Consider the following 16,450-nt stretch of genomic DNA (forward strand, 5'->3'; position numbering starts at 1 on the left):
TATCCTTTCGTCTATTCAACGTATCTTAATGCAAAAGGGTGACAAGTATGACAATGCAAACACGTGAAATACATAGGATGGGGACAATTATCCAATTATCTGTTCAGCATGACTATGCAGATTTTATTTTGGATGAATTGATTCTTCGATTAACAGAATACGAGAAACGTTTTAGTGCGCACGATGCAAGCTCAGAGCTGATGGAAGTAAACCAAAATGCAGGGATAAAACCGGTAAAGGTTAATCCGAGCTTGTACCAATTGATCAAAATCGGAAAGAAACACAGCACTCCGGCAGACAGTGCGTTAAACATTACCATCGGCCCTCTTGTTCAAGCTTGGCGCATTGGATTTGAAGATGCGAATGTTCCCTCGCCAAAAACCATTGCATCCTTGCTCAACAAAATAAACGCTGAAGACATTATTCTTGATGAGGAAGAACAAACCGTATTTTTAAAACACACGGGGATGTTTATTGATTTAGGCGCCCTGGCAAAAGGATTTATTGCCGACCTTCTGATTCAGGATTTGGAATCGATGGACGTATCGGAAGCCCTGATTAATTTAGGTGGAAATGTCATCACTCATGGAAATTCCCCAAATCAAGCGGATGGCTATTGGCGCATCGGCATTCAACACCCGCTCCTGCCGCGCGGGAAGTATATCGCTGTGTTAAACGCTCTAAACCAATCTGTGGTTACCTCTGGCATTTACGAAAGAAATTTCACGAAGGATAACCAGACATACCACCATATTTTGGACCCTCGCACTGGCTATCCGATTGAATCAGAAATTGCCGGATTAACCATTGTATCCAAAAAATCAGTCGATGGTGAAATATGGACAAGCCGTTTATTCGGAAAGTCTCCCCGCCAAATTATTGATGCGCTGGATGCGTTAGAGGATATAGAAGGCATTGTTGTTACAATGGATGGGGAGATGTGTTATACCGAATCTCTTAAGCCGTATATTAGTGAAGCTGTTTCCTAATATTTTTGATCGAGTAAGGAACCTGTTAAGTTCTCTCGACCAGATACATCAGCTCAACCTTCATGCAAATACGAAACCACGCTAGCTTATTCCAATTTTAAAATAAGCTAGCGTGGCTTTTATCTGCCAAAAGATTGCAACCCATCTATTTTACAAAACGCTTATAAATAAATATAAACAATAAGATAATAATAGAACAGCCGAAGATTCCTGCGGCCAGCATCCCAAGCCCCATGCCATACCAAGCATTAGCTGCTGCGGCTACCACAAAACTCGCAGCAAATGTCAGGATGCCAAGCGAAAAACTAATGATAGAAGGCAGATAGGCTTTACCAGCATAATGCAGAAGGTAAACACTCAGCAGACTCATCAGTAATATATACAGAATGGCAACCGTTAAGCTGTTTACCGCACGATCCAGCATTTGTATTAATCGATTATCTTCTTCTGATTGAGGTGCATCCAGTTCAACTGCTTCGATATCATGTGTTGCTGTATCTATTGTCATCAATCGATATTCAGCTGGTTCCGCTGACCAGTTTGTATTCTCCAGAAAAGCGATTTTATTGTCGTCATGAAAAAATACTGGTGAGGTTACCGCTGTTTTCAAATATGTTAATCTCTCTACTTCCTGTGTTTCTAAATCCATTAAAAATAATTCATACTTGAAAAGAGAAATTTCTTGCGATTCCTCAGATACCTGCGTAAATGCCAGCTGTTCTCCGTCTGGCGACAACTGTGGTTCATTAAATGATCGTGCGTTCGCTGTATCTTTAGGAACAACAGACGGAGTCTCATTTACTGCGCTGTCTTCCAAGGAGTAGGAATAGACTTGTTCCTTCTCACCGTCAAACTCACTAAATTGAACTACCCCCACTTACCAACCTTCAAGGTTGCTTAAAGTGGGAGATCCCTAAGAACACCAACCCATTGGTCAGTTATGGATTAGGCTATCCCCGCAGTCCCTGCGGTTATTCGTAATGCTTCCTTACGAAGATTCCTGCTTGCGTTAATATCTCTTTGATGATGGCATTGACAGCTATCACATGTCCATGCACGCAAATCGAGATTTTTAACGTCTGGGTTTTGGTGTCCGCAATTGGAACACAGCTGGATGGATAGTTTTTCGCAACTACAACAACCTGCTTTCCATACCAGGCCGCTTTATATTCCAGCATCGTTTGGAACGCTGACCAGGATACATCGCTAATTGATTTTGCAAGATTGCGATTTTTTAACATGTTTTTCACAGATAAATCTTCTATTCCGATGATATCGTGGTTATTGACTATCTCGGTGGAGATTTTATCTAACATGTCTTTTCTTTTATTCGCAATTTTTTCGTGAAGCCGGGCTACTTTTCGTTTTTGTTTCTGCCAATTCGCCGAGCCTACCTGTCTTCTGGACAGAATCACTTGCGCTTTTGCCAATTTCTCTTCTAATGTCCGGAAAAATCTTGGATTTTCATACACCGTCCCATCGGAAAGGGTTGCGAAATCGGTTAATCCGACATCGATGCCTACAGAGGAACCTGTTTTTTCATAGTGCTTAACATCCGTTTCCGCCACAATCGAAACAAAGTATTTTCCTGATGGGTTGCGCCGAATCGTTGCATTGATAATACGCCCTTCCACTTCCCGACTTTTGGCAAAACGAACCAATCCGAGCTTAGGCAGTTTGATATGTTTATCCAATACAGCAATGTTTCCATTGACATGTTTGGTTGTATACGACTGAACAGGATTCTTTTTTGATTTAAAACGAGGTGCCTTATTCTGCTTCTTATAATAACGTGTATAGGAATCGTTCACGTTTTCAACGGCTTTTTGAAGGGCGATGCTATCAACTTCTTTGAGGAAGGGATACGTTTTCTTCAATTCTGGAACCGCTTTGATTGCCTTATTTTTATTGAAAAATTCGCCCTTCCAATTATTTTGAAAAAGCTGTCCGTTTTGTACCATTTCATTCACCGTATGCCAATAGTGGTTTTTTTCTTTTTGTTTTCCTGTAAAATAGTTGTAAACAAAGCGGGAGCAGCCGATTGTCTTATGGATGAAAGTGATTTGGTTTTTATTCGGATAGATACGAAAACGAAATGCTTTTGTTATTTTCATAGCTTCTTACCTCCTCCTGTCTATTATATCAGAAGAAGACTCAATTAGGAACATTTGTTCTGTTTAGTTTTCAAACAATTTATACACCAAAAAGCATTCGCTTGTCGGCAGACGATTCTTCTCCCCCTTACCGCTTAGATTATACCCTCCGCGTGCTTGAAGAAGGAGTTTGACGGACAGTTTTCCGTGATAAAACCAATTAATCTTCTGTTCATATAAGTATTACTTATTTAATTGGATAACTTTTTGATATTTTCCTTATCTTTCCTTTTATGATACGATAAGATCATATTTAGAAAATAACAAAATCCAATGACGAAATATTAAGAATGAGGTTTGAAATGTTTATTTTTATTTTATTAGACGTGATATTTCCCATATTGATATTGACCCTGGTTGGTGCCCTTTTACAGAGAAAGTTTCAATTTAATCTGAAACAGATATCTACACTGATTACATATTGTTTAATGCCAGCTGCTGTATTTGTGAATATATATCATATCAATATAGAAATGGATATATTTTTCCAAATAATCTATTACATTATCCTTTATAGTTTGATTCTGATTATTGTAAGTCACATCATTGCCAAACTATTAAAATTAGATAGAGAAGAAAGCGCAGCTCTAAAAAATAGTATTTCGTTAATGAACTCTGGCAACTACGGTTTGCCAGTAAGCCAATTAGTTTTCAGCAGCAATCCTTTAGGGTTTTCGATTCAGGTTTTTATTCTTATTTTCCAGAATCTTTTAACATACTCTTATGGAATTTATAATTTATTATCAGCAACCAAATCAATCGGAGGGATTATTCAATCCTTTCTAAGATTGCCAGTATTCCACGCACTGCTATTAGGGATGCTGTTCCAAGGATTTTCCATTCCCATTCCTAATTCGATTATGATACCGCTTGATCAGCTTGCCGATGGTTTTGTGGCTATTGCCCTTTTATTACTGGGAGCACAATTATCTAATATTAAGCTGCATTTTTTCCATCGGGTCATTACATGGTCTTTGATTGGAAGACTGGTGATGGGGCCATCGTTAGCACTGGCTGTTATATACCTGCTGAATATTGATGGAGTCGTTGCACAATCCTTATTTATCGCAAGCTCTTTTCCGACTTCCAGGAATACATCAACGATTGCGATGGAGTATCAAATCAAGCCGGAATTGCACGCACAAATTGTTTTATTTTCAACACTTTTTAGTATTATTACGGTAACTGTCGTGATTTATTTGTCTTATGTTTTGTTTTAAATTATATGTAAACAGCATTGATATTGGATAATTTGAGAAGCCGTAATGGAAGCAGTTACGGCTTTTTAGTTTCTATATAAGGTTTTATTATTATCTAAACAATAATAAAGAAAGAGCATAGCAACATTGAATCGCCATACTCCATCTTATTACTTCTCCACACCCTGAAACGTATAAGGAACAGCCTTTTCCAACAGGCTTCGAATCCCCGTTTTATGATAAGGCATCCATTTATCTGCTTCATCTATACTCATCCATGCGGTATCCGCAATTGTTTCTGTATCTTGTATTAGAATTTCTCCACCAACAACCCTAGCCATAAACGTAAAAAAGATGGTATGGTGATTGAACCTTTCCATAAATGCTTCATTTACAGCAAGAATGTCTCCCGCTTCAATCGTTAAACCTGTTTCTTCACTCGCTTCACGGATAACTGCTTCAGTTAATGTTTCTCCAGCTTCCACTGCCCCGCCAGGCATCGACCAATTATCATGCTTTATATTCTGCACCATTAAAATCTTCTCTTCTGTCTCGTCTAAAATCAACGCATAGACCACATCTACTCTTTCCATCTTCATTATCCTCCTCTATTCCATCGCTTTTTCTAACAGTGAAACTGCGTATTCATCCATTCTCTCTATCATTACTTCCTCCGTAATATCCGTTTTCCCAAAGACTTCCCAGCCAGGATAAACTTCCGGCTGTCCTTCTAACACATCCATTAAGGAAACAATATCCCAATAAACATCATAGGAGAAATGACTCCCCATCTTCTCTTGATAAACTGCCAAAAAAGTATCTGCAGCTGCTACACCATAAAGCATGGCGAGGTTCCAGCGGCAATGTCCCACATCCACTCCAGTATGACCTAAGCAGCCATTGGCCCAATCCACCACACCGTTCACCTCAGCATCCTTCCAAAGTACATTGGCCGGGTGAAAATCGCGATGAATAAACACCGGTGTATAGCTCGGTTCTGGACGCAACACAACCTTTTTTAAAGCCTCCCATACTTCAAGCTTCCTTGACCAGATCGGAATTTCAATTTCATCTGCTTTTTGATAACGCTTATGCTTCCAGGGAAAATGATTTATTGTATTGTGGTGTATCTGAGCTAATGCTTCTGCAAGCTGATTCAACCATGCAGCTTGATTCGCCGGCAATATATCTACCTTGCCTTCCATTTTGCTCATTAAGAGAAGCGGTTTGCCAATTATTTCTCCTTCTGGATCAGCTGCAATATATTGCGGTGTTTCAATAGATAAAGATGCTGCTGCTTTTAGGCTGTCTGCTTCTTGTTTGATTTCTTTTGCTGTAAACTGGCTCTTTTCGTATTGCCGTAATACCAGTTCTTTCATTTCACCAGTCGGCAATTTAAGGTTTATTGCATACATCGCAGCTGTGGTGCTTCCTTTCAATGAATAAATATGCTGAATAGCTGTTTCCTTTGGAAAGTGAGAAACAATCCAGTTCTTTAATCTTTCAGGAAGTTGAACCATGGAATCTCTCCTTTTCTATTAAAAAATCCCCGCTACTTCCAAAAGCAAACGAGGATTTTTATTAATCATGATACATTATTTTCTCTGTCCATCTTCGCCTGTTCAACAGGAGATGGATCGAATTTGATAAAGAAATAAGCAATTAACGTACATAAAGACAGCACAGCAATCACGCCAAAGGCTACATTCACCCCGAAAATATCCGGACGGACAATGTTTTCACTGCCTTCTGTCATCGTAGCTGCAGATGTCATAATCGTTACAAGGATCGCAGTACCCACAGAAGCTGCCACCATACGCATCGTACCGTCTAATGCAGCACCGTGCGGAATAAGCTCTCTTGGCAGCTGGTTTAATGCCGCTGTCTGAATCGGCATCATAATCAGTGCAAATCCAAACATACGTACAGCGTACATTACAATTACAAAGGTAAAGGTCGTTTCAACATGAAGGAACATAAATGGAACGGTCGCTAACGTCACAATAATAAGTCCCGGCAGCACGATCCATTTCCCGCCAACCCGGTCAAAAATCCTGCCGATAATCGGTCCCATAATACCTGTAATCAAAGCACCCGGGAGCATCGACAGCCCAGCTTCAAATGCAGTGAAGTCCCGCATATTTTGCATATACAGCGGAATCAAGGTCTCTGATCCAATCAGTCCCATAAACGTAATTGAACCAATAAAGACACTGAATGGGAAGATAGCATACTTAAACACTCTAAATTCAAGCATTGGATATTTCAGTTTTAACTGGCGCAAAATAAATAGAATCAGAGAAAGAATACCGATAGCTAAAGTTACCAGTGTAATCGGTGCTGCCCAGCCAAAGTTTCCGGCATTGGTTACCCCATAAAGAATTCCGCCAAATCCAAAGGACGATAGAATTACAGAAAAGACATCAAACTTGGTCTTCTTCACTTCCGTTACATTACGTAAGGCAAAGAAAGCAATAATAATATCAATAATAGCGATTGGTAAAATAATATAAAACAGTACACGCCAGGAATAATGCTCTGTCACCCACCCTGAAATAACAGGTCCAATTGCCGGTGCAAAGGAAATCACCAAACCAATCAATCCCATCACGGATCCCCTTTTATTAATCGGGAAAATCAATAAAAACACAGTTGTCATTAATGGCAGCATCACACCGGCGCCAATGGATTGAATGACTCTGGACATAATTAAAAATTCAAAATTCGGCGCTAGTCCTCCAATTAATGTTCCCACAGCAAACACACTCATTGCCGTCAAAAAGAGCTGCCTCGTTGTAAAACGTTCAATTAAAAAAGCACTGACGGGGATCATGATCCCATTTACCAGCATAAATACCGTAGTCAGCCACTGTGCACTGTTCGGTGTCACACCCATTTCATTGATAATTGGCGGTATCGCTGTAATCATCAATGTCTGATTTAAAATAGAAATAAAAGACCCTGCCAGCAAAAGCGCCACAACGGTCGGTCGATGTATTTGATTCATCTATCTGTATCCCTTCTTGCAGTTAAATTTGTATTTTGATTCTCGAAATAATAAACAGCTTACTATAGATTAAAGGAAAAGCGAAAAAGATGCTAGCTTTTTTTCTTATCCTTTTTGTTAAGAAATGAAAAGTCATTTTTCCATATGTTACAATTTATATATATTACCTGCTGAGAGGAGTAATGTTAATGCCAACGTGCCAGCACTGTCACCGAAAATGGACGTGGAAACAAACCATGAAAGTAACCACTACCTTAGATACCGCATATAGTTGCCCTTATTGTGAGGAAAAGCAATATGCCACTAACAAATCAAGAATACAGTTTTCCTTTTTAATGATTATTCCTTTAGCTGCCCTTCTTCTAAACTTTTTTAATGTACCTTTTTGGTTTATTTTCAGCTGGCTGATTTTAGGAAGCATTATTGTTCTTAGCCTTTTCCCTGCTGTATTAAAACTGACAAGTACAGAGGAATTTTTCTTTTGACTTTATACACATTACGACATTTCAAGCTGAAGAAAATGAAATCACTATTAGAATCGACCAGACGTCTGCCCATCCATGCTTCCATATCAATATTTCAATTCCACCATAGTATCCTTCACAGGAAGAAATGATGAAATTTCTCCGTATAGCATGTTTTACTTACTCCAACTGAGGGTAAACCTCCCATAAGATCGTAATAAAGGAGTTGGGCAAGATGAAAACATTTAGTGTCGTACCGGATGCAAATGAAACAAGCTGGTATGTAAAACTGGAAGATGTCGCACCTGAAGAAGTATATGGTTCAAAAGATGATGCGCTTTCTGCTGCAGAGCAAATGGCGAAAGAGAATACACCAAGCAAGGTGGAAATCAGAGACAAGGACGACAACATCCAAGAAGAAAAACGATTCTAGGATTTTTTATGTTTTGACCGTAAAGCAACAAGTTTATTAAATCGATAAAGAAAGGAGAGGTAGACAATGGAAAAAAACAACAAGTTTGGATTACTAGTAGGAGCTGGAGCAATAGCTGGTATCTCCTTCATCCTGCTGAACCCGAAAACAAAAAGTAAAGTAAAAGATACTTCCATGAATGCGAAAGATTCTGTTGTGTCATATACTCAAAAAATTAAAGATGATCCAAATGGTACAAAACAATATTTAATAGAAAATGCGAAACAAACACTATCAAGTGCACAGCAAGCACTGGAGAAAGTACAAAACGTTTGGGCTAATGAAGGCCAGGAAATAAAAGAAACAGCTAAAAATATTGTTGAAGATACAAAAGAGCTTGGCGACCACGCAAAAGATGTACAAGAAGGGATAAAAGATGCCAAATCCAACATTGATGAAGCAAAAAACACTGCAGTGAAAACAGGAAAAAAGATGAAGAAAGATAGTAAATCGAATAGTTCCTCAAACAATACTGATCATCATGTATTAGACGAACCCATTAACAAAATGTAGAAAAGGAAGCGCTCGGAGCAGCGCTTCCTTTTCTACATTTACGTTAGATGGATGCTTTTATTAAAAATTGGTTAATCAGAAAAAATGTGTAGATGAGGAAACATTACTTTGTTTGAAGATAGGCTGGATTCCCTCAGCCTGCCTCCAAACATATTTATTTTCCCCAAACTTCCTCAGCAACTTCCCTTACTAAACGTAATTTAGCCCATTGCTGCTCTTCCGTCAGAATATTTCCTTCTTCTGTTGAAGCAAAACCGCATTGTGGACTGACACATAAACGCTCAATCGGCACATATTTCGAAGCTTCTTCAATACGCTCCTTGATTTGTGCTTTATCCTCCAGCTCTGGAAGCTTGGAAGAGAATAATCCCAATACGACAAGCTTATCGTCACTAACATTAACGAGAGATTCAAATCCGCCGGCACGTTCGGTATCAAACTCTAAATAATATGCTTTTACTTTTTCTTGCGCAAATAGAATTTTAGCAATGGTGTCATAAGCACCTGATGAAGCCCATGTAGAATGATAGTTTCCGCGACACACATGTGTTGTAATGATTAGATCCTCCGGATGGTTTTCAATCGCTTTATTATTTAAACTCACATAAAGTGTTCCGATATCTTCTACATTTGCTCCATCATGACGGCTTGCCCAATAATTTTCATCAACAAGCATTCCCCATGTGCAGTCATCTACTTGTAAGTTTCTGCACCCTGCTTCATATAAATCTTGGATAATGGTACGGTATGCAGCTGCAATATCTTCTGCCAATTCATTCTGATTCGGATAAAGCTGATTGGTTATTTCTACATTTTCCGGGCGTTGCAGCTCTGCTAAAAATTGTGCCGGAGCAGGAATGGTCTGTCTTGCCACGACTTCCTCATCGGCAAATTGCTGTATAAATTGGAAATGCTCAACAAACGGATGATTTTCTCCGCTGATTTTCCCAGTTAAACGGGCTGTTTCCGCACGTGTTTCTTCGCCTTGAAATTGGTAGCCCTTTTTAATATCCTGCTTCTCTACCCCCTGCAGTCCCCACATAAAGTCAAGATGCCACCAGGAACGGCGAAATTCTCCGTCTGTAATTGCTTTTAAGCCGACTTCTTTCTGCTTCTGAATTAAATCCTTGATTGCTTCATCTTCTACAGCTTTTAGATCCTGTGCCGAGATGCTTCCCTTTGCAAAAGCTTCACGGGCTTCCTTTAGTTTTTCCGGTCTTAGGAAGCTCCCCACATTATCAAATCGGAATGGTGTTTTTGCACGTACGCCATGTTTACTCGCTACTGTCATTACGAATCTCTCCTTCGTTTCATTGGTTGAAATTAGTCTATCACAGAAAGCTTACTATCAGATAACACCTAAAATCTATCGTTTGTTATAGTTTTTTCCTATATCAAAGTGCTAATAGAAAGTATTCCACAGTAGTTTGATAGCAGCAGCAAATACGAACCTACATTCTATAAATAACACCTATTAAATTAATTCTATGTTATAATAATAAAACAATAGTATACGGTTTCTTCGAGGGTGGTCAGCTCATTCCCTATCGAAAGGGGGTGGTGCTGTATGACAGTTTTTGAAAGTTTAATGCTAGCAATAGCTTTTGCTTCCTTAATTATTGCGGTGCTGTCATTTAATCACAAAAAATAATCCACCCTTGAGTTTAGCGACCAAGGTGGATTATTTCCCTTAACATGCTGACCCTTAAAAGGGAGCCTTGCTATTGACTTACCGTTCGTGTGACACCACGGACGGTACTTCTATTATATTTACTTCTATACTTATTATACCCTATTTTTTTGATTTTTAAAAGTTCTTTCAAATAACTCGTGAACACTGCATCTCCGAACAGAGACAGACTGGAAACTCCAGCCTGTGCACTAGTTCTTCTTTTATTTCCCCCAAACTTCCTCAGCAACTTCCCTTATTAAACGTAATTTATCCCATTGCTGCTCTTCCGTCAGAATATTTCCTTCTTCTGTTGAAGCAAAACCGCATTGCGGACTGACACATAAACGCTCAAGCGGCACATATTTCGAAGCTTCTTCAATGCGTTTCTTGATTTGGGCTTTATCCTCCAGCTCCGGAAACTTAGAAGAGAATAATCCCAATACGATAAGCTTATCGTCACTAACGTTAACGAGAGACTCAAATCCGCCGGCACGTTCGGTATCAAATTCTAAGTAATATGCTTTTACTTTTTCTCTGCCAAATAAATGTTTGGCAATGGCATCATAGGCCCCGGATGAAAACCATTTAGAATGGTAATTTCCTCGGCATACGTGGGTGGTAATGATTAAATCTTCTGGTTGATTTTCAATGACTTTATTATTTAAGACTACGTATAATGAACCGATTTCTTCTATATTCGAATCATCTTCACAGCTGGTCCAGTGGTTTTTACCGACAAGCCTTCCCCACGTACAATCATCCAGCTGCAGATTCCGGCAGCCCGCTGCATATAAATCCTCAATAACCTTTCGATAAGCTGCAGCTATATCCTCCACGAATTCATTCAGGTCTGGATAGATACTTTTCGTCGTTTCTGCATTATCCGGACGCTGGGATTCAGATAAAAATTGCGCTGGAGCGGGAATCGTTTGTCTTGCCACGACTTCCTCATCAGCAAATTGCTGTATAAATTGGAAATGCTCAACAAACGGATGGTTTTCTCCGCTAATTTTACCAGTTAAACGAGCTGTTTCCGCACGCGTTTCTTCACCTTTAAATTGATATCCTTGATTAAGCTCTTGCTTCTTCACCCCTTGAAGTCCCCACATAAAATCAAGATGCCACCAGGAACGGCGGAATTCTCCATCTGTAATTGCTTTTAAGCCGACTTCTTTCTGCTTCTGAATTAAATCCTTGATTGCTTCATCTTCCACAGCTTTTAGATCCTGTGCCGAGATGCTTCCCTTTGCAAAAGCTTCACGGGCTTCCTTTAATTTTCCCGGTCTCAGGAAGCTTCCCACATTATCAAATCGGAATGGTGTTTCTGCACGTACGCCCTCTTTGCTCGCTACTGTCATTACGAATCTCTCCTTCGTTTCATTGGTTGAGATTAGTCTATCACAGAGATCCCGATATCAGATAACACCTAAAATCTATCGTTCAATATAGCTTTTAACTATATCAAGGGCTACGGCAAACTTTGTCTTTCTTCTTCAATACTGGACTGTAAATAGGCAATATAGGTTTGCGCCATTGGGCTGAGCTCAATATCTTTATGAACGATATAGCCAACATGAATGACTTCATCAACCTTCAACGGAACCGCAATAATATTATCTCCATTCAGCCTCTGACTGATAACTCCCGTCGATATCGTATAACCATTCAGGCCAATCAGCAGATTAAACATCGTTGCCCGGTCGCGGACATGAATATTTTTCGGTCGGGTCAGCGTGCTTAAAATCTCCTCTGAAAAATAAAATGAATTATAATCCCCTTGCTCATACAGCAAATAAGGATACGGCTCCAAATCCTCCAGCGTCACATACGCTTTCTTCGCCAATGGATTATCCCCGCTGATAAACACATGGGGTGTTGCCTCAAATAAACGGTGAAAGGCTAAATTTCCTTCTCTTAAAAATTTACGGATAATCTGCTCATTAAAATCGTTGATATACATAATCCCGATTTCACTGTTTAAATTTTTAACATCCTCGATAATTTCATACGTCCTTGTTTCCCGAAATGTAAAATCATATTCGTCCCGGTCATAATCTTTTAACAGGCGTACAAAGGCACTAACCGCAAAAGCATAGTGCTGCGCAGATACAGCAAAATGATGCTGCGGCGCTGCATTGTTAGAATAACGGTTTTCCAGCAATTCCGCCTGTTCTAAAACCTGTCTGGCATAGCCTAAAAACTCAGACCCTTCTTTGGTCACGTGGATTCCTTTGTTTGTACGCGAGAATATTTTGACGCCGATTTCCTTTTCCAATTCCTTTAACGCATTGGATAAGCTCGGCTGACTGATAAATAAAGCTTGGGCTGCTTTGGAAATCGAACGGCTTCTGGCTACTTCAATCACATATTTTAATTGCTGTAAGGTCATTTCTTTCTCCTTCCTCTGGTTTAATTTTTCCGTTTACTAAACCACAACATCCTAGCAGCAACGCGGACATTCTATGCACACTTTGCTGCTAGAATCACATCATTGGGTAAACGTTGCCTTGACTCGTTTAGATCTGATAAAATAGCCAATCCAAATAAGGTTAATTAAGATAGCGCCCCCGGGCATTTCTCCTTCTACAAATATAGCAGGTATGTTCGATAAAATATTGATACTATAAGCTGTTATCATTAGCTTTGGTAATATTTGTTTCCTTTTGATCCATGTATAAATGATAAATAGATAAAAGAAAAACAGAATGATGCTTGTTATGTATACAACTAAACTGTAAGTCCCTAAAGAAGCAGGATTGATAGCGATGACAAGTAATACTACCGAAATGATACTGAACAAAATCATAATTGCCGGAATAATAAGCCATCCTGCAACGATTGCATAACGAGAATCAGTTTGAAATGCTGACTGATGTTCTTCCTTTTTTTCTTCCACTGCTACGTCCCCTTCTTTGCTCAATTAAAATAAATATAGCAAATTCAGGATATTCCTTCAACTGTGTATTAGACTGCTCAACTCTTTTTAGATTTTCTTATCCATCCTTCCTTTGGTATGTGTTTTCTATAAAACGAAACTTCACTCAGGGAGAGTTTTACGGATGGTTCTTCTCTATAAAAATATCGATTTATATCACGTTAAAAATAATTGGTACGCATACCTCTCTCCATTCTCAAAAGGAAGCTGGATGATTCCCTTGAACTTAAACCCCGCAGACAGAATAACATGCTGCATTGCCCGATTTTTTGGATGTGTATCGATCCGGATTTCCTTGATACCCTTTTCTTCACACATAAACAGCAGCAGCTTCATAAACATTTTTCCGTAGCCCTTCCCGTTAATGTCAGGGTTAATAGCGAATTTATGAATGGTCGCATAGTTATCCTCCTGTGATGTATCCCAATCCCCATATCTTATGGAGGAATAAGCCGGCTCTTCTTCATTCGTTATGATTGCTGTACCGATAATCTGCTCATTTATCGTAAATAGATAATTATTTCCTTTTTCTACCTCCCTTCTTATGTCTTCCTCTTTCGGCGTATCTTCATCAGACCACTGTGGTGATCCAGATGCAGCCAGTTTATTTCTGGCACGGTTAATTATTTGCATCATACCTTCAACATCCTCGAGCGTTCCATTTCTCATTTCCATGTTCATGACAGCACCTGCTTTTATTATTTTTACATTTTCTTCGATGGCTTTCTAAGCGTGGAGAAGACAAAATGTATCTTTTATTTTAAATTATACATCTGTTTTATTTATTTCTAACAATAATTGCTCCCTTGTAAATATACAATCCCAAAAACGTACTGCTGCGCCCTAAATATACCTGTATAATTTCCCGATTCAGTCAGTTGACTTCTTCTCCCTCCTTTGATATATTATCAATGTTATAAAAATTAAAACCGCATACATGATTTAAAGGAATGTAACCTTTAGAGGGCATAACCTGACAAGATAAAGCACGATTCGTGCACTTTATTTTGTCGGGTTTTTTTATTGGATATAACTTACCTTTCACATAGAAGCAGGAGAAGACGTCCAAACTATATAAGATGTACGCAGCTTTTTATCGAACGTTACATTCTAAAATATACAAGGAGGAATACAAATGAGTTACGAAAAACTGGCAAAAGACATCGTGGAAAACGTTGGCGGCGATAAGAATATTAAAAATGTCGTCCACTGTGCCACACGATTAAGATTTCAACTCAGAGATAACAAGAAAGCAAACAAACAGGTACTTGAGGAAATGGACGGAATACTTAGTGTTGTCCAGAGCGGCGGACAATACCAAGTCGTTATCGGCCCGCATGTATCTGAGGTGTATAAAGAAGTTGCCAAAAATACAAATATTGATAATAAGCAGGATGATAGTAATGATGACGGCGAAAAAGCGAATTGGGTAGCGCAGGTTTTTGATGTGATATCGGGAACGTTTTCTCCTTTATTAGGAGCGCTTGCCGGAGCAGGTATGTTGAAGGCTTTGTTAATCGTATTAACGATGACAGGGGCACTCAGTGAAGAAAGCAGCACCTATTTGATTTTATCAGCTGCCGGAAATGCCATATTTTATTTTCTTCCTATTTTTATAGGTTTTACCCTCTCTAAGCGTTTGGGCGCCAACCCTTATGTAGGCGCATCCATTGCGGCGGCATTATTAGAGCCTAATTTAACTGGTTTAATTGACAGTAATGCATCCTTTTTAGGAATACCAGCCATTGTAGTAGACTATTCTTCTACGGTATTTCCTATCTTTATTGCCATTTTAATTTATGCTTTACTTGATAAAGGCCTAAGGAAGATTATTCATAAAGATTTACAAATGTTTTTGGTCCCTATGCTATCGCTGCTGATTGCTTTCCCGTTAGCTGTGCTGATTTTCGGACCATTTGGAACATATGTAGGAGATGGTATTGGAGCAGGCATCGAATTTCTTATTGAAAGAAGCGGATTATTAACGGGTGCTGTGTTAGGCGGAGGCTGGTCCTTCTTGACATTGTTTGGTTTACACTGGGGAATTGTTCCAATCTCCATTCAAAACCTTGCAACTGGCGGCGATCCGCTGACACCGATGTTTGCAACTGCAGTGTTCGCGCAAATTGGTGTAGCACTCGGAATCCTAATCCGGGCAAAGGATAGAAAATTAAAAGCATTAGCTGGTTCTACGATGTTACCAGGTGCCCTTGGCGGCGTCACAGAGCCAATTCTTTACGGACTTATCCTGCGTTATCGCAAGACGATTATCTATCTGCTTGCCGGCGGTATCATTGGCGGTGCAGTTAATGGTATGCTAGGATCTGAAGCACTTGCATTTGCTTTCCCTAGTTTCTTATCTATACCTGCATTCTCTCCTATCGGAACCTACCTAATAGGAGTATTAATAGCATTTGCAATTGGCTTGATATTAACATTAGTTTTCGGTTTTGAAGTAACGGACAAAAAAGCCGCTGGCAACGAAAAAGAACAGAATACACCTGCAAAGGCAGCAGAATCAGAGCCAGCACAGAAAAAAGAACAATTAATCGAACAAGAAGCCATCAGAAGTCCATTAACAGGTATCGTCAAGCCTTTAAGCGACGTAAACGATCCAGCCTTCTCCTCTGAAGCAATGGGAAAAGGAGCTGCTATCGAGCCGACAGTCGGTGAAGTTGTGGCACCAGTGAGTGGCGAGATTTCCGCTATTTTCCCAACCCATCATGCTGTTGGAATCACATCGGAACATCAGGCTGAAATCTTGATTCATGTTGGTTTAGACACGGTACAGCTAGAAGGAAAACACTTTGAAGCGCTGGTAAAGCAAGGAGACACTGTGAAACAAGGGGATCCACTGATCCGGTTTGATATTGAAAAAATCAAAGAAGCAGGATTTGATGTAACAACCCCAGTTATTGTCACGAATACAGATAAGTTCACAGACCTTATTGTAACGGATGATGTAGAAGTAAAAGCGAATGATGATTTTATTCGGGCAATTGTATAAGTAAGTAGCTGCTATGCCTCCAAACTCCTGCCTTCCTTT

At 39.5% G+C, this 16,450-nt stretch carries 16 protein-coding genes and 2 pseudogenes; 7 read left to right on the forward strand and 11 right to left on the reverse strand.

The window, feature by feature from the left end:
* Positions 1-47: 47 nt before the first annotated feature.
* Complete coding sequence (locus tag ACFO3P_RS07840) at positions 48-989, forward strand: FAD:protein FMN transferase (protein WP_212928611.1); 942 nt, start codon at positions 48-50, stop codon at positions 987-989.
* A gap of 145 nt (positions 990-1,134) precedes the next feature.
* Here the strand turns inward: ACFO3P_RS07840 and ACFO3P_RS07845 are convergent, their stop codons facing one another.
* The 3 genes and pseudogenes from ACFO3P_RS07845 to tnpB form a co-directional block, all read right to left on the reverse strand.
* Complete coding sequence (locus tag ACFO3P_RS07845; protein ID WP_193063979.1) at positions 1,135-1,866, reverse strand: TolB family protein; 732 nt, start codon at positions 1,864-1,866, stop codon at positions 1,135-1,137.
* A gap of 68 nt (positions 1,867-1,934) precedes the next feature.
* Positions 1,935-2,164 (reverse strand): annotated as a pseudogene (locus ACFO3P_RS22865) (zinc ribbon domain-containing protein).
* A pseudogene (gene tnpB / locus ACFO3P_RS07850) lies at positions 2,138-3,103 on the reverse strand (IS200/IS605 family element RNA-guided endonuclease TnpB); the annotation flags it as partial. The pseudogenes ACFO3P_RS22865 and tnpB, both read right to left, overlap by 27 nt.
* Before the next feature lie 341 nt (positions 3,104-3,444).
* Here tnpB and ACFO3P_RS07855 point away from each other — a divergent pair.
* Positions 3,445-4,362 carry an AEC family transporter gene (locus tag ACFO3P_RS07855; protein ID WP_193063980.1) on the forward strand — a complete coding sequence of 306 codons (918 nt, stop codon included), beginning with the start codon at positions 3,445-3,447 and terminating at the stop codon, positions 4,360-4,362.
* Positions 4,363-4,511: 149 nt separating this feature from the next.
* On the opposite strand, the gene ACFO3P_RS07860 is transcribed toward ACFO3P_RS07855, so the two are convergent.
* From ACFO3P_RS07860 to ACFO3P_RS07870, 3 genes are all read right to left on the reverse strand, one after another.
* Complete coding sequence (locus ACFO3P_RS07860; RefSeq protein WP_256705728.1) at positions 4,512-4,934, reverse strand: NUDIX hydrolase; 423 nt, start codon at positions 4,932-4,934, stop codon at positions 4,512-4,514.
* 15 nt (positions 4,935-4,949) lie between these two features.
* Positions 4,950-5,861 carry a phosphotransferase family protein gene (locus tag ACFO3P_RS07865; protein WP_212928609.1) on the reverse strand — a complete coding sequence of 304 codons (912 nt, stop codon included), beginning with the start codon at positions 5,859-5,861 and terminating at the stop codon, positions 4,950-4,952.
* A gap of 65 nt (positions 5,862-5,926) precedes the next feature.
* A complete protein-coding gene (locus ACFO3P_RS07870) occupies positions 5,927-7,348 on the reverse strand; it encodes an MDR family MFS transporter (protein ID WP_042532105.1) in 1,422 nt (473 codons plus the stop codon).
* A 188-nt stretch (positions 7,349-7,536) separates the two neighbouring features.
* Between ACFO3P_RS07870 and ACFO3P_RS07875 the strand changes: the two genes are divergently transcribed.
* From ACFO3P_RS07875 to ACFO3P_RS07885, 3 genes are all read left to right on the forward strand, one after another.
* A complete protein-coding gene (locus ACFO3P_RS07875; protein ID WP_042532103.1) occupies positions 7,537-7,833 on the forward strand; it encodes a TIGR04104 family putative zinc finger protein in 297 nt (98 codons plus the stop codon).
* Between the two features lie 214 nt (positions 7,834-8,047).
* The gene (locus tag ACFO3P_RS07880) at positions 8,048-8,245 is read left to right on the forward strand and encodes a DUF2188 domain-containing protein (RefSeq protein ID WP_042532101.1); all 198 of its coding nucleotides are present in this window, start codon (positions 8,048-8,050) and stop codon (positions 8,243-8,245) included.
* 66 nt (positions 8,246-8,311) lie between these two features.
* Positions 8,312-8,797, forward strand: a complete 486-nt coding sequence (locus ACFO3P_RS07885) for a YtxH domain-containing protein (protein WP_193063983.1) — start codon at positions 8,312-8,314, stop codon at positions 8,795-8,797.
* Between the two features lie 154 nt (positions 8,798-8,951).
* Here ACFO3P_RS07885 and ACFO3P_RS07890 read toward each other — a convergent pair whose 3' ends face one another.
* On the reverse strand, positions 8,952-10,088 hold the full coding sequence (locus tag ACFO3P_RS07890; protein WP_289584789.1) for a 5-methyltetrahydropteroyltriglutamate--homocysteine S-methyltransferase: 1,137 nt from the start codon (positions 10,086-10,088) through the stop codon (positions 8,952-8,954).
* Positions 10,089-10,364: 276 nt separating this feature from the next.
* On the opposite strand from ACFO3P_RS07890, the gene ACFO3P_RS07895 reads away from it, so the two are divergent.
* Complete coding sequence (locus ACFO3P_RS07895; RefSeq protein ID WP_226894940.1) at positions 10,365-10,448, forward strand: putative holin-like toxin; 84 nt, start codon at positions 10,365-10,367, stop codon at positions 10,446-10,448.
* Between the two features lie 242 nt (positions 10,449-10,690).
* On the opposite strand, the gene ACFO3P_RS07900 is transcribed toward ACFO3P_RS07895, so the two are convergent.
* The 4 genes from ACFO3P_RS07900 to ACFO3P_RS07915 form a co-directional block, all read right to left on the reverse strand.
* A complete protein-coding gene (locus ACFO3P_RS07900) occupies positions 10,691-11,827 on the reverse strand; it encodes a 5-methyltetrahydropteroyltriglutamate--homocysteine S-methyltransferase (protein WP_042532095.1) in 1,137 nt (378 codons plus the stop codon).
* 110 nt (positions 11,828-11,937) lie between these two features.
* Positions 11,938-12,858: a LysR family transcriptional regulator gene (locus ACFO3P_RS07905; RefSeq protein ID WP_042532093.1), complete on the reverse strand. Its 921-nt coding sequence runs from the start codon at positions 12,856-12,858 to the stop codon at positions 11,938-11,940.
* A gap of 99 nt (positions 12,859-12,957) precedes the next feature.
* Positions 12,958-13,365, reverse strand: coding sequence for a DUF2569 family protein (locus ACFO3P_RS07910; RefSeq protein ID WP_042532091.1), 408 nt, complete (start codon positions 13,363-13,365; stop codon positions 12,958-12,960).
* 195 nt (positions 13,366-13,560) lie between these two features.
* Positions 13,561-14,085, reverse strand: a complete 525-nt coding sequence (locus ACFO3P_RS07915; protein WP_042532089.1) for a GNAT family N-acetyltransferase — start codon at positions 14,083-14,085, stop codon at positions 13,561-13,563.
* Between the two features lie 454 nt (positions 14,086-14,539).
* Between ACFO3P_RS07915 and ACFO3P_RS07920 the strand changes: the two genes are divergently transcribed.
* On the forward strand, positions 14,540-16,411 hold the full coding sequence (locus ACFO3P_RS07920) for a beta-glucoside-specific PTS transporter subunit IIABC (RefSeq protein WP_379542343.1): 1,872 nt from the start codon (positions 14,540-14,542) through the stop codon (positions 16,409-16,411).
* The last annotated feature ends 39 nt before the right edge of the window (positions 16,412-16,450 follow it).

The organism is Oceanobacillus aidingensis (assembly GCF_042654105.1).
In the GTDB taxonomy this organism is placed as follows: Bacteria; Bacillota; Bacilli; order Bacillales; family Amphibacillaceae; genus Oceanobacillus; species Oceanobacillus oncorhynchi.

What these genes read in the sequence shown, in the direction of transcription:
- ACFO3P_RS07855 (WP_193063980.1), top strand. Translation starts at nt 3,445, where the DNA reads ATGTTTATTTTTATTTTATTAGACGTGATATTTCCCATATTGATATTG.
- ACFO3P_RS07915 (WP_042532089.1), bottom strand. Translation starts at nt 14,085, where the DNA reads ATGAACATGGAAATGAGAAATGGAACGCTCGAGGATGTTGAAGGTATG.
- ACFO3P_RS07880 (WP_042532101.1), top strand. Translation starts at nt 8,048, where the DNA reads ATGAAAACATTTAGTGTCGTACCGGATGCAAATGAAACAAGCTGGTAT.
- ACFO3P_RS07885 (WP_193063983.1), top strand. Translation starts at nt 8,312, where the DNA reads ATGGAAAAAAACAACAAGTTTGGATTACTAGTAGGAGCTGGAGCAATA.
- ACFO3P_RS07870 (WP_042532105.1), bottom strand. Translation starts at nt 7,348, where the DNA reads ATGAATCAAATACATCGACCGACCGTTGTGGCGCTTTTGCTGGCAGGG.
- ACFO3P_RS07840 (WP_212928611.1), top strand. Translation starts at nt 48, where the DNA reads ATGACAATGCAAACACGTGAAATACATAGGATGGGGACAATTATCCAA.
- ACFO3P_RS07860 (WP_256705728.1), bottom strand. Translation starts at nt 4,934, where the DNA reads ATGGAAAGAGTAGATGTGGTCTATGCGTTGATTTTAGACGAGACAGAA.
- ACFO3P_RS07865 (WP_212928609.1), bottom strand. Translation starts at nt 5,861, where the DNA reads ATGGTTCAACTTCCTGAAAGATTAAAGAACTGGATTGTTTCTCACTTT.
- ACFO3P_RS07905 (WP_042532093.1), bottom strand. Translation starts at nt 12,858, where the DNA reads ATGACCTTACAGCAATTAAAATATGTGATTGAAGTAGCCAGAAGCCGT.
- ACFO3P_RS07875 (WP_042532103.1), top strand. Translation starts at nt 7,537, where the DNA reads ATGCCAACGTGCCAGCACTGTCACCGAAAATGGACGTGGAAACAAACC.
- ACFO3P_RS07900 (WP_042532095.1), bottom strand. Translation starts at nt 11,827, where the DNA reads ATGACAGTAGCGAGCAAAGAGGGCGTACGTGCAGAAACACCATTCCGA.
- ACFO3P_RS07895 (WP_226894940.1), top strand. Translation starts at nt 10,365, where the DNA reads ATGACAGTTTTTGAAAGTTTAATGCTAGCAATAGCTTTTGCTTCCTTA.
- ACFO3P_RS07920 (WP_379542343.1), top strand. Translation starts at nt 14,540, where the DNA reads ATGAGTTACGAAAAACTGGCAAAAGACATCGTGGAAAACGTTGGCGGC.
- ACFO3P_RS07890 (WP_289584789.1), bottom strand. Translation starts at nt 10,088, where the DNA reads ATGACAGTAGCGAGTAAACATGGCGTACGTGCAAAAACACCATTCCGA.